At 62.9% G+C, this 21,835-nt stretch carries 18 protein-coding genes; 13 read left to right on the top strand and 5 right to left on the bottom strand.

Going from position 1 to position 21,835, the window contains the following annotated elements; all coding sequences use genetic code 11:
* Positions 1–44 precede the first annotated feature (44 nt).
* The 5 genes from WBN73_RS01195 to WBN73_RS01215 all read left to right on the top strand — a co-directional run bounded on the left by WBN73_RS01195 (position 45) and on the right by WBN73_RS01215 (position 6,296).
* A complete protein-coding gene (locus tag WBN73_RS01195; RefSeq protein WP_242703361.1) occupies positions 45–917 on the top strand; it encodes an MBL fold metallo-hydrolase in 873 nt (290 codons plus the stop codon).
* A gap of 338 nt (positions 918–1,255) precedes the next feature.
* Complete coding sequence (locus tag WBN73_RS01200) at positions 1,256–2,239, top strand: hypothetical protein (protein ID WP_337339275.1); 984 nt, start codon at positions 1,256–1,258, stop codon at positions 2,237–2,239.
* 98 nt (positions 2,240–2,337) lie between these two features.
* Positions 2,338–3,933, top strand: a complete 1,596-nt coding sequence (locus tag WBN73_RS01205; protein ID WP_337681296.1) for an LPXTG cell wall anchor domain-containing protein — start codon at positions 2,338–2,340, stop codon at positions 3,931–3,933.
* Positions 3,934–4,085: 152 nt separating this feature from the next.
* The gene (locus WBN73_RS01210) at positions 4,086–5,303 is read left to right on the top strand and encodes an MFS transporter (protein WP_207594377.1); all 1,218 of its coding nucleotides are present in this window, start codon (positions 4,086–4,088) and stop codon (positions 5,301–5,303) included.
* Positions 5,304–5,363: 60 nt separating this feature from the next.
* Entirely contained in the window at positions 5,364–6,296 is a 933-nt protein-coding gene (locus tag WBN73_RS01215) for a hypothetical protein (RefSeq protein WP_337339277.1), read from the top strand.
* An 89-nt stretch (positions 6,297–6,385) separates the two neighbouring features.
* Here the strand turns inward: WBN73_RS01215 and WBN73_RS01220 are convergent, their stop codons facing one another.
* Positions 6,386–7,927, bottom strand: coding sequence for a M28 family peptidase (locus WBN73_RS01220; RefSeq protein WP_337339278.1), 1,542 nt, complete (start codon positions 7,925–7,927; stop codon positions 6,386–6,388).
* Positions 7,928–8,032: 105 nt separating this feature from the next.
* The gene (locus tag WBN73_RS01225) at positions 8,033–9,382 is read right to left on the bottom strand and encodes an acyltransferase family protein (protein ID WP_337339279.1); all 1,350 of its coding nucleotides are present in this window, start codon (positions 9,380–9,382) and stop codon (positions 8,033–8,035) included.
* A 301-nt stretch (positions 9,383–9,683) separates the two neighbouring features.
* Between WBN73_RS01225 and WBN73_RS01230 the strand changes: the two genes are divergently transcribed.
* Positions 9,684–9,872 carry a hypothetical protein gene (locus WBN73_RS01230; RefSeq protein ID WP_232481370.1) on the top strand — a complete coding sequence of 63 codons (189 nt, stop codon included), beginning with the start codon at positions 9,684–9,686 and terminating at the stop codon, positions 9,870–9,872.
* A gap of 105 nt (positions 9,873–9,977) precedes the next feature.
* Here the strand turns inward: WBN73_RS01230 and WBN73_RS01235 are convergent, their stop codons facing one another.
* Positions 9,978–10,889 carry a phosphatase PAP2 family protein gene (locus WBN73_RS01235; protein WP_280623347.1) on the bottom strand — a complete coding sequence of 304 codons (912 nt, stop codon included), beginning with the start codon at positions 10,887–10,889 and terminating at the stop codon, positions 9,978–9,980.
* Between the two features lie 155 nt (positions 10,890–11,044).
* Between WBN73_RS01235 and WBN73_RS01240 the strand changes: the two genes are divergently transcribed.
* Genes WBN73_RS01240 through WBN73_RS01255 form a run of 4 tightly spaced genes read left to right on the top strand, consistent with a single transcriptional unit; the run spans position 11,045 to position 15,741 of the window.
* Positions 11,045–12,463 (top strand): ABC transporter substrate-binding protein, encoded by a 1,419-nt coding sequence (locus tag WBN73_RS01240; RefSeq protein ID WP_207594371.1) that lies wholly within the window; start codon positions 11,045–11,047, stop codon positions 12,461–12,463.
* Positions 12,460–13,425 (top strand): carbohydrate ABC transporter permease, encoded by a 966-nt coding sequence (locus WBN73_RS01245; protein ID WP_207594370.1) that lies wholly within the window; start codon positions 12,460–12,462, stop codon positions 13,423–13,425. The genes WBN73_RS01240 and WBN73_RS01245 overlap by 4 nt, the downstream gene beginning before the upstream one ends.
* Before the next feature lie 8 nt (positions 13,426–13,433).
* Positions 13,434–14,306: a carbohydrate ABC transporter permease gene (locus WBN73_RS01250; RefSeq protein ID WP_207594369.1), complete on the top strand. Its 873-nt coding sequence runs from the start codon at positions 13,434–13,436 to the stop codon at positions 14,304–14,306.
* A 28-nt stretch (positions 14,307–14,334) separates the two neighbouring features.
* Positions 14,335–15,741: a glycoside hydrolase family 32 protein gene (locus WBN73_RS01255; RefSeq protein WP_337339280.1), complete on the top strand. Its 1,407-nt coding sequence runs from the start codon at positions 14,335–14,337 to the stop codon at positions 15,739–15,741.
* Between the two features lie 94 nt (positions 15,742–15,835).
* Here WBN73_RS01255 and WBN73_RS01260 read toward each other — a convergent pair whose 3' ends face one another.
* Together WBN73_RS01260 and WBN73_RS01265 are read right to left on the bottom strand one after the other, a co-directional pair.
* Positions 15,836–16,888, bottom strand: coding sequence for a LacI family DNA-binding transcriptional regulator (locus WBN73_RS01260; RefSeq protein ID WP_337339281.1), 1,053 nt, complete (start codon positions 16,886–16,888; stop codon positions 15,836–15,838).
* Positions 16,889–16,952: 64 nt separating this feature from the next.
* Positions 16,953–17,594, bottom strand: coding sequence for a DUF2510 domain-containing protein (locus WBN73_RS01265; RefSeq protein WP_280623344.1), 642 nt, complete (start codon positions 17,592–17,594; stop codon positions 16,953–16,955).
* A 102-nt stretch (positions 17,595–17,696) separates the two neighbouring features.
* On the opposite strand from WBN73_RS01265, the gene WBN73_RS01270 reads away from it, so the two are divergent.
* The 3 genes from WBN73_RS01270 to WBN73_RS01280 all read left to right on the top strand — a co-directional run bounded on the left by WBN73_RS01270 (position 17,697) and on the right by WBN73_RS01280 (position 21,544).
* On the top strand, positions 17,697–18,302 hold the full coding sequence (locus tag WBN73_RS01270; RefSeq protein ID WP_337339282.1) for a hypothetical protein: 606 nt from the start codon (positions 17,697–17,699) through the stop codon (positions 18,300–18,302).
* Positions 18,303–18,363: 61 nt separating this feature from the next.
* A complete protein-coding gene (locus WBN73_RS01275) occupies positions 18,364–19,380 on the top strand; it encodes an o-succinylbenzoate synthase (RefSeq protein ID WP_207594364.1) in 1,017 nt (338 codons plus the stop codon).
* Between the two features lie 76 nt (positions 19,381–19,456).
* The gene (locus WBN73_RS01280; RefSeq protein ID WP_337339283.1) at positions 19,457–21,544 is read left to right on the top strand and encodes a PhoX family protein; all 2,088 of its coding nucleotides are present in this window, start codon (positions 19,457–19,459) and stop codon (positions 21,542–21,544) included.
* Positions 21,545–21,835 lie beyond the last annotated feature (291 nt).

Genomic DNA, 21,835 nt, shown 5'->3' on the forward strand with positions numbered 1-21,835 from the left:
AGAGGCCTGAACATCGCCGGATTGCACTGTAAACGGAGAATCAATTGTCAGCTTGGCTAGAACTCGGTCCCAACAACTACGTCCTGGAAACCGAGGGGTCCTTACTGAACACCGGGCTCGTAGTGGGCTCCGAACTCGCTATGGTCATCGACACCGGTTGTGGCCCCCGCCAAGGCCGGGAGATCCTCGCAGCAGTGCGCGAGAAGACCCAGCTTCCACTGGTGGTTGTGAACACCCATGCCCACTACGACCACTACTTCGGCAACGCCGTCTTCGCGGACGACGGCGTCACGGAGTTTTGGGCGCATGCCAACTGTGCGGCGGCTATCGAGAAAGACGCCGACAACCAGCGGCGCTTCGTCGCTACCAACGAACCTGAGATGGCAGCGGGGGAGGGTGACGCCGTTGACATCGTTGTTCCCAACGCGTTGGTCCATGACCAGCCCGTGTTGGTGGACCTCGGTGGGATCACTGCCACGCTCTTCTATCTTGGAAGGGCCCACACTGATGGCGACCTCCTGGTGGGCACCAGCACCACGCTGTATGTTGGCGATTTGGTGGAGCAGGGCGCGCATCCGTCATTCGAGGACTCGTATCCGGAAGAGTGGGCCGATGCCTTGCGGCACATCTCCGCTCTACGCCACCGCTATGAATTCCTGGTTCCAGGTCACGGCAAACCTGCCAGTGACGAGTTCGTGAAGACCATGGCAGACACCATGGGTACGGCAGTCCGGCAGGCCACACAGTCCATTCGTGACATGCCCTCGGACGCGACCAAAGCAATTCCGGTCCTTCCCTACGGCCCTGAGCAGTCCCGTTGGTTCATCAAGAGGCTTCAGGAAACGAATGCCCAGGGTCGTGCGTCGCTGGCCACGCCGGACTTCGGGCCTGAAAAGACCGGGTTCTACCCTTCGTAACAAGGTTCCTTACGAATTTGTCACCTTGTTGGCTTCCAACCATGGACTATTGGGTAACTCCAGTCCTAGGATGAAGGCGACCGTTCGGTTCGCGACTACCTGGGGGTGTCGAGATGAAGGGCACACGCGTCTTCCCGCGTGCTACCAACATTCTCCGCTCAGTCATGATCGCTGGAGCCGGAACGGCACTTTGGATGGCTCTCTCCGCAACAGGCGCCAGTGCCGATACCGGAGCCGCTGATAATCGCTCACTTCTTGGTGAAGTAACGTCCACCGTCTCCTCAACTGTGCCCTCGGCGACCGGGTCGGTAAGCAGCACCTCCAACCAAGCAACCAGGATGATAGGTGCGACGACCACAGCGGCTGCTGATGCCGTCGGGGCCGCTGCAAAGGCTGCGGTTCCACAGGCGACGGCCCCTGCAGTCAGCCTCCCTTTTCCCAACGTGCCGCTGCCCGCACCGGTCAAAACGGTCCTGCCCGCGAAACCAATCTCCGTTCCAGTTCCGGTGGTGACACCCATCGTGGAGCAAGTTGCGGGATCTGTCGACGCACTTGGGGAGAACGTCCCAGTCGTCAACCTTGTGGTTCCGGCTGACACAGCCGAAACTGTTGTGGACACGGTGGTCGCGCCGGTAACCGGAACCGTTGACCGCGCGGTCACGACAATGGTCCCTCCCGTCAACGAAGCGCTGAAACCTGTTGCTCTGGAACCAGTCACCGACGTGACCAACCCGATTGTTCAGCCGATCGTCGACGTGGTTGATGACGTCGTTGACAAGGGTCTGCCCCCTGTCGGATCGGTCACCGCGCCGGTTCTGCCACTTCTGCCTGGAGGCGTGGGAACCTCACCTCCAGCAGCGCCGGGAGGAGACGCGGCACCGGGCGTTGGCACTCTGCCGGGTTCCGGCGTCGTAAGTTCACAGCCGGGGGCGGCTGCGACCGAAAATGAAGTCAAGGTACCTGCAGCGGCAGGAACCGTGCCAGCCACCCGTGCCAATGCTCCGGGTACCGCCACCGCGGCGTCGCCGGTGCTGTCCATATCCCGTGTGCTGGGTTCTGCAAGCTCAGAACAAGCCGTCGGAGATGGGTCAGCCCAGGAGCCTGCGGAACCCGCAGACCTCCCTGCCGGCTCCGGATCAGTGCCGGCCGGACTCGCGGGCACCGGCTCGGGTAACTCCCAGAACGGGCCCCCGAGCCCCGCAGCGGCATTCCTGCACGGTGCATTGATCATTCCCGCAGATTCCCTCACTGACCTGGAGCCGGTCAGCGATGAACAACATCCAAAGCCGGTTTCATTCGATCCCGGCTCCTCTCCTGACTAGTTCCCCAGCCCCGCTGCGCAACAAGACGCAGCCGACGGCAATGCAGGCGATCCGCCAACGGACGCCTACGGGAACAAGACTTTCAGGAGAAGATCACCATGAACAGGACCTTACGCAAGTGCCTCATCGGCACGTGCTTTGCCGGGGGCATGATTGTCCTCAGCGCAACCGCGGCCAATGCCGCGGACACCACTTCCGGCAAGGATGGAATCCTTTCCGGAACGCAGGTCATAGCGCCAGTAACAGCGCCGATTTCCACGGGCGCCACATCACTGGGACTGTTGGGGGATTCAGCAGCTACGGCGTCCGCGCCGGGAGCTGCTGGAGGTTCGGGCCATGCGCCTGCCGCCACCACCAATGGTTCCAGCAGCATCGGCTCCGGGACGCAAGTAGTCGCCCCGGTCACGGTGCCCATGAACCTGGGCTCGTCGTCAGTGGGTCTGCTGGGGGGCTCCACTGTGGCGAGCCCAGCCACACCTGCCGCACCAGCAGCGGCAACAGGTTCGACGCCGGCGGCCGGGACCAGCGGTTCCGGCGGCATCGCCTCGGGAACCCAAGTGGTAGCGCCGGTGACGGTGCCTATCACCGTGGGTTCGACGTCGGCCGGTGTTTTGGGGGATTCATCAGCCACCACCACGCCCGCAGCATCAGTTCCAGCTCCTGCACCGGCTCCTGCGCCGGCGCAGGCAACAACGTCGGGGGGAGAGTCAATCGCATCCGGCGCTCAGGTAGTGGCTCCGATATCGGTCCCTGTTAACATCGGAGCCACTGCTGTGGGTGTAGCTGGGGACTCTGCGGCTACGTCCGGTTCGTCCGCGCCTGTTGCTCCAGCTGCTCCTAGTGAGACCTCGTCGGGTGCCTCGACGAATGGTTCGGAGGGCATCGGCTCTGGCACTCAGGTCGTCGCGCCGATTACGGCTCCGGTGAACGTGGGCTCTACCTCGGCCGGTGTGTTGGGTGACTCATCAGCTACGAACACCGGAACCAGCGGTGGGGGTGGTCCTGCTGGTACCACGGGTGGTAGCACCACGAGTGGTTCTGGTGGTGTTGCTTCGGGTACGCAGGTTGTTGCACCGATTACGGCTCCGGTGAACGTGGGCTCTACCTCGGCCGGTGTGTTGGGTGACTCATCAGCTACGAACACCGGAACCAGCGGTGGGAGTGCTCCTGCTGGTACCACGGGTGGGAGCACCACTTCCGGCAATGATGGACTCATCTCAGGCACCCAGGTGATCGTTCCGATTACGGCTCCTGTAAGCGTCGGCTCCACCTCGGTGGGGGTCGGCGGCGGATCGGTGGGCACTGTTACGCCTCCGGTTGTTACGCCTCCGGTTGTTACGCCTCCGGTTGTTACGCCTCCGGTTGTTACGCCTCCGGTGGTGAACCCTCCGGTTGTTACGCCTCCGGTGGTGAATCCTCCTGCCGTGAACCCGCCTGCTGGTGGCGGACTCGTCCCCGGTGGTAACACCGGTATCGATACGGCAGGTGTCGGCACCCAAGCCGCCACGATTGTTCCGGCTGGTTCAACCCAGGGCTCGATCACGGCGGCAACCTCTACCGCCGTCGGGAGCTCAAACGCACTGGCCAATACCGGCCTGAACGGCACCGTCGTTTTCTGGGCGGGCGCCATGCTCCTCATGGGTCTCCTCTTGGCAGTAGGTAGCCGCCGGAAGGAAGCAGCCAACCGCCGGTAGTCCTCGGCGCGCAATCCCGCTCGGCAGGTAGTTCGTTGCGGCTCCGGACCCAGGGGCCGCAACGGACTGCGGAGCGCACTGGTCCACGGGTGGGCATTGCACAACGTAATGCTGCCCCTGACCTCGGTAATCGCAGTCCTAGGATGAAAGGGATGACCAAGACCCAGACAAACCAAACGTTCAGCCTTCGCAGTGTTGCTTTGCCGGCCTTCGGGCCCGCGTTGCTGTTCTGTATTGGTGAAGGGGCGGTCCTGCCGGTCATCGCGCTCTCGGCGCGTGACCTCGGGGCGTCCGTGGCAGTTTCCGCGCTGATAGTGACGCTGATTGGACTGGGCTCCTGGATCTTCAACATTCCGGCGTCGATCATCACGGAGAAGTTCGGCGAACGATGGTCGATCGTCGGGGCCGGTGCCTTGGGCGCAATAGCGCTGGGTGCGGCGGCTTTCGCACCGCAAATGGAGCACGGCCTATGGCTGCTGGCGGTCTCGATGACGCTAGTGGGCATGTCAGCCAGCGTCTTCAACCTTGCCCGGCAGAAGTTCCTCACCGAAGCGGTCCCGGTTCTCTATCGCGCACGGGCACTGTCCACATTGGGCGGCGTGACCAGGATCGGTCTCTTCATCGGACCCTTCGTTGGGGCCGGCGTCATGCAGTTCGCGGGCATCAGCGGCGCGTATTGGGTGGGCTTTGCGGGCATGATGGCGGCCGCGGCTTTGTCGCTCACCATCCCGGATTTAGTGGCTCCGGATACGTCCGACGGAGCCCCTCGCCCTCCAGCGTCCACGCTGCGGAGTGTCGCTGCCTCCCATGCAGGCGTGTTCCTGACCGTTGGGTTTGGAATTCTCTTGTTGAGTGCCTTGCGTGCCTCGCGTCAGGTGGTGATCCCGTTGTGGGCGGATCACTTGGGGCTTGATGCCACCCATGCCTCGCTGTTGTTCGGCCTGTCCGGCGCAATCGACATGCTGGTGTTCTACCCTGCCGGAAAGCTTATGGACAGGAAGGGCCGGCAATGGGTGGCCATCCCGTCCACGGTGATCATGGGATCGGCCTTGATCCTGATTCCGTTCACCGCAGGGTTTGTGCCGCTGCTACTGGTTGCACTACTGATCGGGTTCGGCAACGGCATTAGTTCAGGACTCATTATGACGCTAGGTGCCGACTTCTCGCCGGACAATGGCCGCAGTCACTTTCTGGGCATCTGGCGCTTCATTGCTGACTCGGGCGGAACCGGGGGACCGGTGCTGCTTTCCGGGCTCACGGCCGCCATCTCACTGTCCGCAGGGATCTGGGCCACAGGCGTGCTGGGCTTCGCAGCGGCAGTAGTGTTCGCCGTCGCAATTCCCAGATTGAAGCACCGGCGGAATTACTGAGGTGTGCTGGTCATGTTCCGGGATTCTGGGGTCTCCGACCTCCGCGGCTAGACTACCGTGGTGTCTGAAAACCTAGTTGTCGATACCCCGACGCCATCCAGCTTCCCGGACCTTCACTCATTCCTGTCCGCTGAAGAGGTTCCTGCAGGGCTGATCGAGATCCAGCACCAGGGCTTGCCGATTGAGATACTGAACGTCCCCGCCGATTCCGATACCACCTTTGTGTGCTTCCACGGAGCGGCCGACAAAGACGTCCGACTCCCGTGGTTCCTGGGGCAAGGAGTCACCGCCGGGCTACCTGTCAACCGCATTTTTATCTCAGATCCCAGCCTCCGCAAATCAACTGACTTCAACCTGGCTTGGTATGCGGGCTCAAAAGAGCAGCCCGACCTTCAGGAGACCCTGGCGGACGTTGTTAGACGCATTGTGAGGGAGACCGGAGGTTACAACCTGGTGTTCTTCGGCAGTTCAGCCGGCGGATACGCCAGCCTTGCTTTGTCGAGGTTCTTCCCAACATCGCTGGCGCTTGCTGTCAATCCGCAAACATCCATTTCCCGTTTCTACCCTGGGGCGGTGGAGCGCTACATGACTTACGCCTGGGAGATGGACGGCAAGGATATGTCCGAATTACCGGCCAGCGTGGCTCATAACCTTATTCCGGCGTATTCGGCGGGCTTCAGTCACACAGTGGCTCTTATTCAGAACGCCAAGGACTGGTTCCATATCCAGAAGCACCAGCTGCCATTTGTTGATGTTGTTGGTGACTCGGACAACCTCTTCATGCTGATGGACCGGTGGGGACCCGACACTGGTGATGGCCACATCCCCCCGCCCAAGGAACTGATCAGGGCGTGCTTCGAAGAACTGGCGAAGTGTCGCGGTGACTGGCGGGCAGGACTCACTGCCTCTGGATTCCAAGCAGAGACGACCCGTCAGGACGTGAAACGGCGTGTGTTGGATACAGCTCCAGCAAAGGCTGCTTCCGACACCTAGGCCTGCTCTCCAACGCAACGACACGGACGGCCGCAGGACAACCCCGTGAGGGATTGCCCGGCGGCCGTTGTCGCATTTAAACAGAACTACTAGCGGACTGCCTGGTTGCCCTTGAATTCGAGCTTCAGGTTGCCCGTGCCCTTCGCGGTGCCGTTCACCGCGGACTGGGTTTCCGCGAAAACCAGCGTGGAGTGGGCAATGGCGTCGGCCATCTGTTCCAGGACCGCAGTGTCAATGTTGGTGATGTCGTCGCAGGCCTGGTGGTAGCAGGGGTCGTAGGCAACGCCTGCCGTGCCGCCGTAAATGGCCGCCTGCTCCGCGGTCTTGATCTCCTCAGCACCAGTGAAAAGGCCACCGGCCGGAATGCCGTTTTCGATGAACCCGAAGTAGTCCGAGCGGCCGTCGAACTCTGTGGGCTCCGTAGCCAGACCTTGCAAGGCGAAGTAGTCCAGGAACACCTTCTCGACCAAGGCTGAACCGTTGGGCCCCGCGGTTCCGAGTGGTTTGCCATCACCGTCGTAGACGAACCTGACCGGGTTGGGTGAAGCCACCATGTCGAAGTTGAGGTTGAGTGCATGGTTCTTGACGTCACTCTTACTCAGTTGGGCCACGTAGTAGTCGGAGCCAATCAGGCCATCTTCCTCGCCGCTCCACCAGGCAAACCGCACGCGGTTTTCCGGAGAAATTCCAAGTGCCGCAAACTGCAAGGCCGTCTCAAGGATGGCACCGGATCCGGAGCCGTTGTCATTGATGCCGGGACCCTCAGCGACGGAATCGAGGTGCGCACCCACCACCACGGTGCGGTCTGCGCGCCCGGCCGTATCTGCCAGGACGTTGAAGGTTTCGATCGGTTGGGTATTGCCCTCAACCACGATGCGCACCGTAGCACCCGTGAGACCGGCCAGTTCCTCACCGACCGCAAAGCTTGCACCTACCGTTGGGACGGCCACTTCCGGGTTGTCAGCTGTGGGGGCGCCGAGGGTTCCATCCACCCTGCCCAGCCGATCATCGGCGTCGCCCTGGTTGAAGATGATCACGCCTGCTGCCCCCGCAGCTTGGGCGTTCACGGCCTTGGTGTTGAAAGGACAGGTGCCACGCTGAATGAGTGCGATACTTCCGGCTACAAATCCGGTGAAGTCGATAGCCTCGCAACCACTGGTTGAGGCACGGTCGCCTGTGAGATTGATGTCCACCGGGGTCACATTCCCCGTAACCTCGCCGAAGCCGGAGTACGACATCGCAGCAAAATCGTCCTCGGTGTATGTCCTTGGGGTTGGCGTAAGGCGCTCAAAAGATTCACCCGTCAGGTTGAACTTGAGGTATTCGAAGTACTGGCGCTGTGTCACGAATCCTGCGGCTTCAAGCTGATCCTCGATGTACTCCGCCGAGGCCACATGGCCCGCAGTACCGGCAGATCGCGTGCCGCCATTGGCCTCAGCGATCGCTTGGAGTTCCTCGAGGTGGCCGACGATTGCGTCCGCAGTGACGGCGTCCCGAAGGGCCTGACTGTCCGTCCCTTTGGCAGCCAGCGCGGGTGGAGTTATTGCTACGGCAAGAATCGCGATGGTCGCCACTCCTGCTGCAAGGGCAGAGGTTCGTTTTTCAATGCGTGGTTTGTGCTTTGTATGCATGTCCTGCATCTCCCTGTGGTGACCCGGTAATTGGGTGGCCGGGTGCGGTAGCGCAGAATCTACCCCGCGGGAGCCCGCTGGTGAAGGCTTGCTTTATTGAGCAGGTCAGGCTTCTGTCCGCCCCATCAGCCGCGGCGTCTTCCACGCCCGGTCCGGGACCTTGCCCGTAACAAGTGCCACGGCGATCACCAACAGGACCAAACCCCACGTCGCATTGGTGACATCAAGGGCCTGCCTCATCACCACGAAGGGCGGGATGATCGCCAGGACGGTTCCAGCTGCGATACGCCACATGGATGGCCGCGTAGCTCCGGGAGCCAGGGCAGTGCTGGCAAGTTCCAAGCGGACCAACGGTGTAGAGACCAGCAACACCAGCGCCCACGCTGCGATGTAGAACAGGGGACGACTCACCCACCACTCGGTGCTGGCAGGCTCGGGGAACGGCAGCCGCAGGACCAGTGCGATCCCGAACAAGGCAATGATCAACGGCAGGTGCCACAGGTAGATGGTCATGGCACGGCTGCCCACCACGAACATCACCTTCTGCACCCAGCCCACCCGTACGCACCACTGCAACATCGGATACACGGCCTTCACCAGCAGAACGTGCGCCAAGCCCACCAACACCAGCGGGAACATCGGCGGGTTCTGGCTGGTCAGCATGTCCACGGGGTAGGGGCCGGCACCCGTCAGCGGGACCAGCGCTCCATAACAAGCAACCGCGGCCAGGGCCAGCTTCCAGCGGGCAAACCGGTCAAAGAAGCCATCGGCGTAGAAAAAGCCAAGCTGCTGCAGCAACCCCCACACGAACACCATGTTCAGCAGCCCGATCGGATTTGAGTCGAAACCCCACGGATTGTGCTCCAAGCCCAAGCGAACAACATCAACGACGACGGCGCCCGCGGCCAGCGCTGCGACGGTCCGGTACGGTGCCAGGCCGTGGAGCTTGGCCATGGTGGGAACCATCGCCTGGCAGATCAGGTATGCAGCCAGGAACCACAACTGAACGCCGGCGCCCGCAGCGATAACAGTAAGAAGGTCGCCCGGGACGCCGACCGCCGTCGCACTCCAGAGCGCAAGGGCGAGGAAGGCGTAAAGGGCCACTGTGGGGCGGACCAGCCGGAGCACCCTGTTCCGGAGGTAATCGCCGGCATCTCCACCTTTGCGTTGCAGGCTCCGCCACGAGGTGAGTGATGCGAAGCCGCCCACCACGAAGAAGAGCGGCATGACTTGGCCGAACCACGTACCCTGCGCGAACCAGCTCAAGGACGTCAGGGGATTCCCCACCCCGATCCCGGAGGAGTCCACGCTGATGCCCATCATGAGCAGGTGGACGGCCACCACGGCAAATATGCAGGCGACGCGAATGAAATCGACCACGAGATCGCGGGATGCCGGGAGGGAGAGAGTCGATGCCGTGGCGGGGGCCGGGCGGGGACTGAGGGTGGAAGACATGGGTGCTCCTGGGAAGTTGCCTTGTTTATCCAACGAGTGGATTAACTGTAACCCACCGAACGGGGTTACGTCGACGTCTTGTTCAGAAAGGTCTTGGCATTTGGGTCAGGAATGACCCGACGGGGCGTAGCCTGAAGAAGGAGGATCCCGCCCCAGTATCCAGAGAGATTGCGCAGCGCATTCAGGTCCCACAAATCCACCCCACCAATGAACGGCAGCGCTGATCACTATGCACATCAGGGAATTTTGGAGTCAGCTTTCTCCGGACACGCAACAATGGCTCATCGACAATCCGGGAAGCATGATTGTGCCCCGAACCATGACTGCCATCTTCAATGACGAAACCGGCGAGGATGGGGCCGTGGACATCCACGGCGGCACTTTGCTCACTGCGGATGACCAACTCTTCATCCGGGAACAGGCGCACCTTCGGGGGAATGTGGCCGCGGAGGACCCCAGGTTCTTCGATTCAGTGGGTCCGGAGGACTAGCAGCCCTGTCGCCACCCGGCGGCGCACCGTTTTGCGCGAATCGCCGCCGTAAGCACTGGTGCGATCGGCGCGGAAGGGTGCGCCGCCGTCGTGCGTTTGGAGCGTCTAGTTCTTCCGCGCAGCCAGTCCGAAGAGCCAAGTGCCGCCCAGTGCTGACAGATAGCCGGCGATCACAATGAAGGCCGTGCCGGCCCAGAAGTAGTCGATGGTGCTGTCGGTGCTCAGGCCGGGCATGACCTGCAGTAGCGAGTAGGCCGCAACAACGCCGGCCACCACCAGCGCGGTTACAGTGAGCCATACCCACAGCCGGGATGCGGCCCAGTGCTCGCCGTAACCCTTCCACACGTTCCAGCTGGTCCCTGTGCGGAGGATGAGCCACCCCGCGGGGAGCATGACGGCGCCGACTACCAGGAAGGCCGCTACGACGTCGGCTGGGCGATGCCACTGGTTGATGAGCGTGGAAACGCCGGTGGCCACGGCGAAGGTGCTGCCCAGGAACCCGGCCAGCGGGCGCCAGCGTGGCGACACCATGAGGAACACGGCGGCGGCAGCGGAGGCGGCAAGGGTGGTGTGCCCGGAGGGAAGTGAGTTCAATTCCAGGGTTTGGACGCCGCGGTCGGGCCGGTCCGGGATGAGGAACTTGAGGATCTGCGTGGCTGCATTGGCGGCGATGCAGGCGGCCACGGCGATGCCGGCGGCTTTCCAGCGGCGCCGGGCGATGGTTACGAAGAGCACCATGATGGCGGCGATCGCGAGCGACAGCATGGGAAGCATGTCCAGGAACTCCGTAGAGGCCCTCCCGGCTGTTCCGCCCAGCACGGTGGCTTCAACAAGCGCTGATTCGTCGATGAACTGGCCCATGGTGGTGCGCACAAAGAAGTAGTACGTTGCGGCCAGGCCCACCACGCTGGCGATGGTGGCCAGGATGAAAAGGAATCCTGTTCCGATGCCTGCGTCGCGCTGTTGAAGCGGCCGTTTGCTCGACCTCCCGCTGGTGCGGAATTGCTGGGAACTCATTCTGTCTAGGGTGCCACAGTTCTCTGGAAGGCCGGTGTGAGTTCGGCCTTAGCGTGGCGCGGAAAAGTGAGATCCCTGCAACATTCCTGTGACGGTTGACACGTGTTAGGTGTCAGGTTTAGGCTTCCTAACACGTGTTAGGGAAGGAAATCTACATGTCGGGAACCAATGGGGCTTTGCGTCAATTCACACGCAGAAGTGCCCTCACAGCCCTCGGCGCCGGGATTGTTGGAGTAACCGCGGCGTCGTGGCCGCGCTTGACCGGGACGGACATCCCCGGCCGGGGAGACAACAGCCTCAGCATCGCCATCATGGGCACCGCGGCCGACGCCGCAGCCCGTCAAAAGGTCATCGATGCCTTTGCGAAAGTCCACCCTGATATCAAGGTCAAGGTCCAGGCGATCCAAGCTGTCGACTGGAAGGACTTCTTCACCAAGATCCTCACCATGGTGGCAGCAGGCACCCCGCCGGACGTGGTGTACGTGGCCACGGAAGGCGCGCAGCTCTTTGCAGAAAAGCTGGCCCATCCGCTGGATGACTACCTTCGCCGGGACGCGGACCACATGAAGGAGTACTTCGAGGACGTCCACCCCAGCCTGGTGGAAGCATTCATGTACAAAGGCAGCCTGTTCCAGCTCCCCATCGACTGGAATGCCGCCAACATGTACTACAACACCACTGCGCTCACTAAAGCGGGACTGGAACGGCCCTCCGACAACTGGACGCACACCGACTTCCGCAGCACCCTCGCAGCCATGAAGAAGGCAAATCCCAAGGACTTCACGCCGTACTACTGGACCAACCGCCTCTTCGGCGGTGTGGTGCCATGGCTCTACGCCAACGACACCAGCTTCCTCAAGGAGACCAAGTCCCCGGGCGGCGAGTGGCTGTGGGACGGCTTCTACGCCAACGATCCCTCGCGGAGCCTCCGCTCCGGCGGCTACCAGTGGCTGGAACCCAACGCCGACGATCCCCGGGTCTTCGAATCCTTCGACTACCTCCGCGGATTGGTCAAGGACGGGCTGGGTGTCCGGCCGGAGGAAGGCGGCGGCAGCGCTCTGATCGGCCTCTTCGCCTCCAACAGGATAGGTACGACGCCGGCGGGCGGCTACTGGGTCCAAGGCCTCCACGAGGCGGGGATGACCGAAAACGACTTCGACGTTCAGTTCTTCCCCAAATGGCGCACCCAACGGCACCAGTTCGGCACAGCCGGGTACGCGATCATGAAGACCGCCAAGGACAAGGATGCCGCCTGGGAATGGGTGAAGTTCAGCTCCAGCCGCGAAGCCATGCAGATCGTCTTCCCCACACCGAACACCACACCCGCCAGGCGCTCCATGGTCAACGAACAGCTTTACGCAGGAACAGGTCCACGGAACTGGAAGGTCTTCTACGACACCCTGGACAAGTTCCCCACCACAGGGCCCATTCCAGCGCCACCCCAGCAGGCCGCCGTCGAAACCGCCCTCATGAAAAACGTCAGCCTGGCTGTCAGTGGGGACGAGCGCCAACTCAAAGACGCCCTGAGCTCCATGCAGCGTGACCTCGAAATTGCCCTGAGGAGGCAGCCATGAGCACCGCCACCAGTACTCCTACAGGCACGGGGAGCGAGCCGGGTCGTCGCCAGGCCGCCCATAAGAACGGACAAATCTCCAAGCGCGGCCGCGTCCAACAACGCTGGCTGCCGTGGGCCTTCCTGGCCCCAACCATCGTGGGCATGGGCATCTTTACCCTCCTGCCGATCGTCGCTTCCATTGCGCTCGCCTTCTTCCGCTGGGACATCATCTCAGCGCCGACGTTCGTGGGTTTCGATAACTTCGCCGAGGTAGTCCAGGACCCCACCGTCCGGGTCTCGTTCCTGAACACCATCGTGTTCGTTGTGGTGGCAGTGGCCCTCCAACTCGGACTGGCGCTGGGCCTGGCGATCATGGTGCAGGAGAAGCTCCCGGCCTGGCTCAGGGTGTTCTTCCGCTCCGCCTTCTTTTTCCCGCTGATCCTGTCCGCGGCCTCGGTATCGATCTTCATGCGCTACCTCTTCAACGAGCAATTCGGCGTGGTGAACTGGTTGCTGTCCATCGTGGGCATCCCAGCGGTCCCGTGGCTGACGACGCCGACCGGGTCTGCCGCCGTCGTAATTCTTGTGTACGTGTGGCAAAACTTCGGGTTCTCATTCCTCCTGTTCATCGGTGGCCTGGCCTCCATTCCGGTGGAGACGTACGAGGCCGCGTCGATTGACGGTGCGACGGGTTGGCGCAAGCACTGGTTCGTCACCCTGCCGCTGCTCAGTCCCACTACCCTGGTGGCTTCGGTCATGGCGATCATCAACGCGCTGCAGGTGTTCGACCAGCCTTATGTCCTCACCCGCGGCGGGCCCGGCGACTCGACGCGTACAGCCGTGATGGTGATCTTCGAGTCCGCATTCCAGCGCCTTGAGTTCGGCGAGGCATCGGCGATCGGCGTGATCCTGACGCTCATCATCATGGCCATCACCGCCGCGCAATTCCGGCTCAGCAAACGATTCGTCTTCTACCAGTAAGGCCCGCCATGACTACCATTCAAGAACGTGTCACCACCACGGCGCCTGTAGTGAAGCGGAAGAAGCGCGACTGGTCAGTGGCCATCCGCGTCGTTGTCTTGCTGATCGCGTCCGTCTTTGTCCTGGGGCCGGTGCTGTGGACGCTGTCCACCTCGCTGCGACCGCCGTCGGAATCCTTCCAACTGCCGCCCACCTTCCTGCCCCTGAATCCGGACCTGACCTCCTACGAGCAAGTGTTCAAACAGCTCAACATCGTGGCGCTGGTAGTGAACAGTGCTCTGGTGACCGGTTTGATCGCGGTGGGGCAGATGATCACCGCCGCACTGGCAGGCTACGCGTTTGCGCACCTGAAGTTCCGGGGGCGGGGTGCCCTGTTCTCGATCGTGCTGGCCACCATGATGGTTCCGGCGCAGGTGACGATCGTGCCCGTTTTTATGCTGATCCGTGGCGTGGGCCTCTCGGACACGCTGCTCGCGCTGATCATTCCGGCCATTCCGACGGCGTTCGGTACCTTCCTGATGCGCCAGTACTTCATGGGGCTGCCGGGTGAGCTCGCTGAAGCGGCCGCGATCGACGGCGCCTCGCCGTGGCGGACCTTCCGCTCCGTGTATGCGCCGCTGGCCATGCCGGGCCTGGCGATCGTGGGCATTCTGGCGTTCAACTTCCACTGGAACGAGTTCTTCAGGCCCCTCATCATGACCATCTCCGAGCAGAACTTCACCCTCCCGCTGGGATTGGTCTCACTTCAAGGCAACCTCGGCACCGGAAGCATCTCCGTGGTGCTGGCCGGCGTTGTCCTCTCCATGATTCCTGCGCTGGTGGTGTTCATGTTCGGCCAGCGCGCGCTGCAGGACGGACTCACCGCGGGCACGGGCAAATAATTCACACCCTCTTTTGAAAGGGGTTCCGTTGACGGACCTTGCACTCTCTTCCTCTCTTTCCCTGGCGGCGACACACCCGGATCCCGCCTTCCCGCGCTTCCACCCTCGTCCGGCGCAGGGTTGGATCAACGATCCCAACGGCATCAGCTTCATCAACGGCCGGTACCACGTGTTCTTCCAGTACAACCCCTCGTCCGCGCGGCATTCGCAGATCAACTGGGGGCACGTGAGCTCTGGTGATTTGGTGCGTTGGGAAGAGCACCCTGTGGCGCTTTCTCCCCAGGCGGGCGGGCCCGACTCCGCCGGTTGCTGGACGGGCGTTGTGACCTCGGACGATGGCGTGCCCACCGCCGCCTACTCCGGGATCAAGGACCACGGCGGGCACTCACAAGTGGTGATCGCCCGCGGTTCCGCTGATCTGGTGACGTGGGAGCAAGACGGACACGTGGCTGCGTCCATGCCTGAGGATCCGTTGGTGACCGCCGTCCGCGACCCCTTCATCTTCCGCTTCAACGGTGCCCGTTACGCCATGCAGGGTGCAGGGCTCTCCGACGGGCGCGCCGCTTTGCTGCTGTACACAGTGGACTCCCTTGACGTCTGGGAGTACCAAGGCATCTGGCTGACCTCTGCTGATCCTGTGGCCGCTGTGCATACGCCGGCTGAAATTTGGGAATGCCCGCAACTGGTGGAGGTGCCTCTCTCTTCCGGTGGCTCCACGTGGGTCATGATGTTCTCCCTATGGCTCTCCGGCGACGACCACGAGCACGCCAACGGGGTGGGATACCTGACCGGCTCCCTGTCCGCGGATCCTGTCACGGGGTTGCCCGTGTTTGCTCCTGCCTCGGGTGGCAAGGCGGATCTTGGCCGCGACTTCTACGCACCGCAGATTGTGCAGTTGGCCTATTCTGCCGGGTCTGCTGCTGCTGCTGCTGTTCCTGCTCCTGCGGCGCTGTTGTGGGGGTGGGCCAACGAGGGTCCCGGACGCGATGGCCGCCGTGGCCGCACCCAGGAAGAAATCGACGACGCCGGGTGGGCGGGTGTCCTGACGCACCCCCGCGTTTTGTCCGTGGTTGACGGGGCACTGACTGTCACTCCTGCGCCTGAGATTGAGGCGTACCGGGGTGCTGCTGTGGCTGAAAGTGCTGCCGGCTCCGTTGCTGTGCCTGCGTTTGCCGAGGTACTGGTTCGGGGTGGTTCTTCCGGTTCCGTGGAGCTGGTGCTTGGTGCGGGTGCCGATGCCCAAGTGGTCTACGCGGGTTCCCTTGCGGCGGGGGAGGAGCTCCGGATCTTCGTCGACGCTTCCCTCGTGGAGGTATACCGTGCCGGTTCCGTCGCCACCACCCTTCGGGCCTACCCGGCCCCGGGGGAGGAATGGCAGCTCACCTTGCCCAACGGTGCGACTGCCGACGTGTGGGAGTTGAGCCTCCCCGCATAAGGCGGCAGGCCGGCGTCGTGCGCTGGTTGTGGGGCCTGTTCTGCACGTTATGGGTGTGTCGAGGGGTGCGGAGTGGGCCTCGCAACGTGAGGAATCAGCGGGTGGGTGCGGGGCCGGTCGATTCCCGGATGACGAGGCGGCAGGGGACCATCGTTTCCACGGTGGTCCCCTTTCCTATGGTGTTGGTTCCCTCGATGGCGTCCAGCAGCGTGGTCATGGCGGCGCGGCCGATCTCCCGCAGCGGCAACGCCATGGTGGTGAGTGACGGGACCATGGTGTCCGCGATCCGGGTTTCGTCGTCGTAGCCCATCACGGACAGGTCATCAGGGACGCTGAGCCCAAGCCGTGCAGCCGCAAGCATCACCCCGACAGCCAGCCGGTCGTTTGCGCACATAATGGCCGTCGGACGTTCAGCCGGGGACACGCCGTCGAGCAGTTTCATTGCGCCGTGGTAGCCGGCATCAATATCCCATCCGGCCATGAAAATCCGTTCGCTCCGTAGAGGAACGTTGGCCGCTGCGTGCGCATCCCGGTACCCCTGAACACGGAGTGGCGCGGCCGGTGAGTCCTCATATCCTGCCAGCAGTGCGATGTCCCGGTGACTCAGCTGCAGCAGGTGCTCGGCAGCTTCGCGGCCGCCGGTGACCTCATCGGGGATAACGTGGTGCAGCTGCGGCTGGGGGAGGGCGTCGTAGCAGTTGGCCAGCACGGACGGTACGCGGAGCATGCCCTGCGGCACGTCGATCGGTTTCAAGCCCACAGTGACGTACATGAGCCCATCCACTTGCCGGTCCAAGAGGGTCTCGATGGCGCCGGCGTCCCGGGCGCTGTCCCGCTCGGTGTCCATGACAACTGTGACAAAGCCGCGGCTGCGGGCGATGTCATCCGCGCCACCGATGATGTTGCCGTCGAACGGGCTGACCACCACTTCATCGGACAGGATGCCAATTACCCGTGAACGCTGATTTCGCAGGCTGAGTGCGATCGCGTTGGGGGAGTAGTTCAGCTCCAGCGCCGCCGCCCGGATCCGGTCCTGGCTCTCCTTGGCCACATTCCCATCGCCCCGGCCGTTCAGAACCAGCGAGACCGCGCTTCTGGACACGCCCGCACGTTTGGCGACATCCAGGGCAGTGGCCTTGCGATTCATGGCGGAGAGTCCTTCCGGTTGTTGACAGCAGTCTACCTAACGCGTGTGAGGTTTCCCTTTGGCGCTACGTGGTGAGGGACGAACCGAAGGACGACATCATGGTCTGCATCATGTTGGACGTCCAAATGCCGGCCACCACCATGCTGATCACAAAGACGGCGATGGTGATCCACACCGGCAACAGCCCGCGCTTGGGCGCCACTTTATTGACGATGACGGAACGGCCAATGACATAGACCGCCGAGTTCAGGAACGTCCAGGCCCAATGGAAGGGACGTACGACGCCGGACCTCGCCAACCGCTGATAGTCCAGGTACGCGAAGAACACCGAAAGGCCATAGATCACCAGGCTCGATGCCATCAGCAGGAAGTACCCCGGCGTATAGATCGAGAAGGGGTCAAGGGTGGTGACGCCTTGACGCGTGGTGATGACGCGGAACTCCGGCTGCCAGGTGAGCATGAACAATACCGAGACCAAGGGCAGCAACGTGATGGCCCAAATGAAAGGGTTGTAGACCGGTGTTTGCTCGCTGATCGGGGTACGCGGAGCCTTGAAAACCGGTGCGTACTGCACCTGCTGCGGAGCCTGCCGGGGAGCCTGGTGGGCTGTCCAGGCGCGGCCGTCCCACCAGCGGACCAACCGGGGGTCCGAAGGGTCCGGGTACCAGCCGGGAGGCGTCGTGGAACCGGGCGTTGATTGAGTCATATCTCCCCCACATTGAGTCGTATTCCGAGAATATCGCGATTGCCGTCTCTCGGTTGCCACACACCTCTCCCCAGCGCCTGTGAGGTGGTGTAAGAGTGGTTTATGAGCTTCTTCGACGACCTTCCGGAGCCTCCCGAACAGGCGCGTCAACCACAACCGCTCAGGCCGGGGTGGGCCGGCCCGCCGTCGGACGAACTGCCAGGGGTGGTTCCCGGTGGTTTTCTCCACACCAGTCCGCGGATGGTGGTGGCCCTGAAACTGGTGGAGGTTTACTCCACGGGTTGCCTGCTGGACTTGGTGTGGTCTGTTCGACGCATGGATGAATCCGATCAGGAATGGCGGGAGATCGTGGAAGAGTCCTACAACCATCCGCACTCCAGCCTAGACACCAGGACGGGGCTGCAATTAGGCGTCTCCTTTGCAGACGGACGCAAGGCTGTCGCTGCCCTCCACGGACCGGCGGCATTCGAAGACACCGACGACGTCACTGGGCCTGTGCTGACCACCTTGGGTGGAGGCGGAGGGAGTAATAACGGCGACTACGTCCAGTTCGCCGGCCGCTACTGGTTGTGGCCGTTGCCGCTGGAAGGGGACACAACGCTGGTAGCCAGGTGGGAGGCCTTGGGACTACCGGAAAGCTCCCTCGAATTGTCCGGCGTCCAGCTGGGGGATGCCTTGGGCAGGGTCCGGAACTACTGGTCCGGGTAGCTTGTCCACATAGCCGGATTGACCGGCGATCGAGCCGGCAGGCCGCCGGTACAGTGGCACTATGCCTGCGCTTCCCCCACTCGAAGAACTTCTTGATTCGGCCCATGTGGTCTCTCTCCCCATGCGCGTGAAGTTCCGCGGCATCATGGAGCGCGAGACGCTCGTCTTGCGCGGGCCCATGGGCTGGGGCGAGTTCTGTCCGTTCCCCGAATACGACGACGACGAATCCTCCCGCTGGCTGGCGGCCGCCCTGGAAGCCGGCTGGCTTGGGTTTCCCCCTCAGCTCAGGGACACCATCCCGGTCAACGCGACGGTTCCCGCCGTTTCTGCAGAACGCGTCCCGGACGTGCTGGGGCGCTTCGGGCGGGTGGACGCGGTCAAGATCAAAGTTGCCGAGCGTGGGCAGTCGTTGAATGACGACGTTGCGCGGGTAAACGCAGTACGTGAAGCTTTGCCGGAGGCCGCCCTCCGCGTGGATGCCAATGGGGGATGGGACGTAGAGCAGGCAGTGAAAGCGCTGGGCAGGCTCTCGGCTGTCGGCCTTGAGTACGCCGAGCAGCCAGTACCCACCATTGAGGGTCTGGCCGAGGTCCGCCGCAGGCTCACTGACGCTGGGACGCCGGTCCTCATCGCTGCGGACGAGAGCGTACGCAAGGAAGACGATCCCCTTCGGGTAGCCAGAGCAGGCGCCGCGGACCTCCTTGTGGTCAAGGTCGCTCCACTCGGGGGAGTCCGGCGGGCGCTGGACATCGTGGAGCAAGCCGGGCTGCCCGCCGTCGTCAGTTCCGCGCTGGATACCTCTGTGGGCATCCGCGCCGGACTCGCGCTCGCAGCCGCGTTGCCCTCACTTCCCTACGCATGCGGACTTGGCACCGTTTCGCTGTTTGCCTCCGACGTTTCGCTGGACCCCTTGGTGGCCGACGACGGCGCCATCCACGTCCGCGAGGCTGTCGCAGACCCCGGGCTGCTGGAGGAGTACGCGGCCTCGGGGGAACGCAGGGACTGGTGGCTTGACCGGCTTCGCAGGGTGCATGCAGTCCTGGCGGGAAACCAGCATCCTTTGTTCACCGTTTCTTAACCGGAGAGACCTCTCAGATTCGGTTTCCGCTGAAAGGCTCAGCGGGAACCTCGTACATCTCTGGAAGGTCTTCCCCATGTCTGAAACCACCGGACGCACGTTTCCGCTGCTCCCCATGCTCGGCCACACCAAGGGCAAGCGAAGCGCGGTTACCTGTGCTTTGAAGTGCGACAACGCCTGCTCCGGCGATGTCTGCAACACCAGCGCCAACGGCTACTTCCGCGACATTGCTTCTACAGCCATGTCCCGCCGTGCCGCCCTGGGCCTCGGTGCAGCAGGAGCGCTCGCCATCGTGCTCGGTGGTGCCGTGACCGGTGGGGAGACCGCCGTAGCCGACCCTGGAAACGGACTCTCCGATGCCGCGAAGAAGGGCTTCGACAAGTCCAAGCTCAAGTTCACTGCCATCAAGCCGGTAGACGCAGCGGTGGACGCCTTCACCGTGCCCGAGGGCTTCGACTGGAAGCCTGTCATCCGCTGGGGCGACCCCCTCTTTGCCGACTCGCCTGCCTTCGACCTCAACGCGCAGACTGCCGCAGCCCAGGCCCGCCAGTTCGGGTACAACAACGACTACACGGACATCCTGCCTATCCCGGGTTCCAAGGACCGCCGTGCCGTGCTCTTCAGCAACCACGAGTACACCAACGAGAACATCATGCTGCCCGAGGGCTTCGACCCCAAAGAGGCACGTGCCATCGGCCGGGCAGGGCATGGCCTTGCCGTGGTGGAGCTCGAGCGCAAGAACAAGAACAAGCCGTGGAACTACGTCCAGGGAGCACCCCTGAACCGTCGCTTCCTCACGGACACCGTCTACGAACTGACGGGCGCCGCGGCCGGTACCAACCTGGTCAAGACGATCGATGACCCGGCAGGCCGCTGGATCAAGGGCACGCTGGGCAACTGCGCCGGTGGAACCACCCCCTGGGGAACCATCCTCTCCGGCGAAGAAAACTTCAATGGTTACTTCGCTGCCCCGGGGACCAGCGATGGCGACAAGCGCTATGGAATTTCGGCGAAGCCGACCACCCGCCAGTGGGAACTCGACGAGCCGCGCTTCGACACCCGCAACCCGGGCTACGCCAATGAGACCAACCGCTTCGGCTGGATTGTTGAAGTTGACCCGTTCGACCCCACCTCCACTCCCAAGAAGCACTCCGCCATGGGCCGTTTCAAGCACGAAGGCGCCAACGTCATTGTTGCCCCGTCCGGCAAGGTAGTGGCGTACATGGGCGACGACGAGCGATTCGACTACCTCTACAAGTTCGTCTCCAAGGGCAAGTACCAGCCCGGCGACTCCCGCGAGGCCCGCAAGAACAATATGAACCTGCTCTCCGAAGGTGACCTCTACGTTGCCAAGTTCACGGGCGATTCGCCTGCCGACATCGACGGCACCGGCAAGCTTCCCGCCGATGGCGCTTTCGACGGCACCGGCGAATGGCTGCCCCTGGTAGTCAACGGCACCTCCGCAGTTCCGGGCATGACCGTTCCGGAGGTCCTGGTCTACACCCGCCTGGCCGCCGACAAGGTTGGGCCTACCAAGATGGACCGTTGCGAAGATGTTGAGCCCAACCCGCGTACCGGCAAGGTCTACGTGGCCTGCACCAACAACACGGACCGCGGCAAGCCGGGCAAGGAAGGCGCTACCGAGGTCAACCCGCGCACCCTCAACCGTGACGGGCACGTCGTGGAAATTACTGAGGGCCGCGAGCAGACAGGAACCAAGTTCAACTGGAACCTCCTGCTGGTGGCCGGTGACCCCGCCAAGAACACCTCCACGTACTTCTCAGGCTTCCCGGCGGACAAGGTCTCGCCGATCTCCTGCCCGGACAACGTAGCCTTCGACTCCGTGGGCAACCTCTGGATCTCCACTGACGGCGCCCCCGGCACCATTGGCTACGCCGACGGCCTGTTCAAGGTCACCCTTGAGGGACCGGAGCGCGGCAAGGTTGAGCAGTTCCTTGCCGTTCCCCGCGACGCTGAAACCTGTGGTCCGATCATCCACGACGAAGAGCGCACAGTGTTCGTTGCCGTCCAGCACCCAGGTGAAGATGGCTCGTTCGCGGCGCAGAACTCCTTCTTCCCGGACTACGTCCCAGCCGGAGCTACGCCCGCTGCGGGTGCAGCGCGGGCTCCCCGCCCCTCGGTGGTGCAGGTCTTCCGTAAGTAGGTTCTTGTACCTTGCGCATGACGAGTGCTCTCCCGCCCGGGTTGCCGGGTGGGGGAGCACTTTGTATTCCCCGACGGTCTATCACCTCCCGCGTGTTTGGGCCGGACGCTCTATCACCTCCCGCGTGCTTGGGCCGGACGCTCTGTCACCTCCCGCGTGTTTGGGCCGGACGCTCTATCACCTCCCGCGTGTTTGAGCCGGACGCTCTGTCACCTCCCGCGTGCTTGGGCCGGACGCTCTATCACCTCCCGCGTGTTTGAGCCGGACGCTGTGTCACCTCCCGCGTTCTGG

Origin of the sequence: Paenarthrobacter sp. CCNWLY172 (genome assembly GCF_037402035.1) — a bacterium.
GTDB lineage: Bacteria > Actinomycetota > Actinomycetes > Actinomycetales > Micrococcaceae > Arthrobacter.

Coding starts and splice junctions, on each gene's coding strand:
- WBN73_RS01275 (WP_207594364.1), top strand. CDS start 18,364: ATGCCTGCGCTTCCCCCACTCGAAGAACTTCTTGATTCGGCCCATGTG.
- WBN73_RS01280 (WP_337339283.1), top strand. CDS start 19,457: ATGTCTGAAACCACCGGACGCACGTTTCCGCTGCTCCCCATGCTCGGC.
- WBN73_RS01245 (WP_207594370.1), top strand. CDS start 12,460: ATGAGCACCGCCACCAGTACTCCTACAGGCACGGGGAGCGAGCCGGGT.
- WBN73_RS01205 (WP_337681296.1), top strand. CDS start 2,338: ATGAACAGGACCTTACGCAAGTGCCTCATCGGCACGTGCTTTGCCGGG.
- WBN73_RS01235 (WP_280623347.1), bottom strand. CDS start 10,889: ATGAGTTCCCAGCAATTCCGCACCAGCGGGAGGTCGAGCAAACGGCCG.
- WBN73_RS01220 (WP_337339278.1), bottom strand. CDS start 7,927: ATGCATACAAAGCACAAACCACGCATTGAAAAACGAACCTCTGCCCTT.
- WBN73_RS01210 (WP_207594377.1), top strand. CDS start 4,086: ATGACCAAGACCCAGACAAACCAAACGTTCAGCCTTCGCAGTGTTGCT.
- WBN73_RS01265 (WP_280623344.1), bottom strand. CDS start 17,594: ATGACTCAATCAACGCCCGGTTCCACGACGCCTCCCGGCTGGTACCCG.
- WBN73_RS01240 (WP_207594371.1), top strand. CDS start 11,045: ATGTCGGGAACCAATGGGGCTTTGCGTCAATTCACACGCAGAAGTGCC.
- WBN73_RS01250 (WP_207594369.1), top strand. CDS start 13,434: ATGACTACCATTCAAGAACGTGTCACCACCACGGCGCCTGTAGTGAAG.
- WBN73_RS01230 (WP_232481370.1), top strand. CDS start 9,684: ATGATTGTGCCCCGAACCATGACTGCCATCTTCAATGACGAAACCGGC.
- WBN73_RS01200 (WP_337339275.1), top strand. CDS start 1,256: ATGATAGGTGCGACGACCACAGCGGCTGCTGATGCCGTCGGGGCCGCT.
- WBN73_RS01270 (WP_337339282.1), top strand. CDS start 17,697: ATGAGCTTCTTCGACGACCTTCCGGAGCCTCCCGAACAGGCGCGTCAA.
- WBN73_RS01225 (WP_337339279.1), bottom strand. CDS start 9,382: ATGTCTTCCACCCTCAGTCCCCGCCCGGCCCCCGCCACGGCATCGACT.
- WBN73_RS01260 (WP_337339281.1), bottom strand. CDS start 16,888: ATGAATCGCAAGGCCACTGCCCTGGATGTCGCCAAACGTGCGGGCGTG.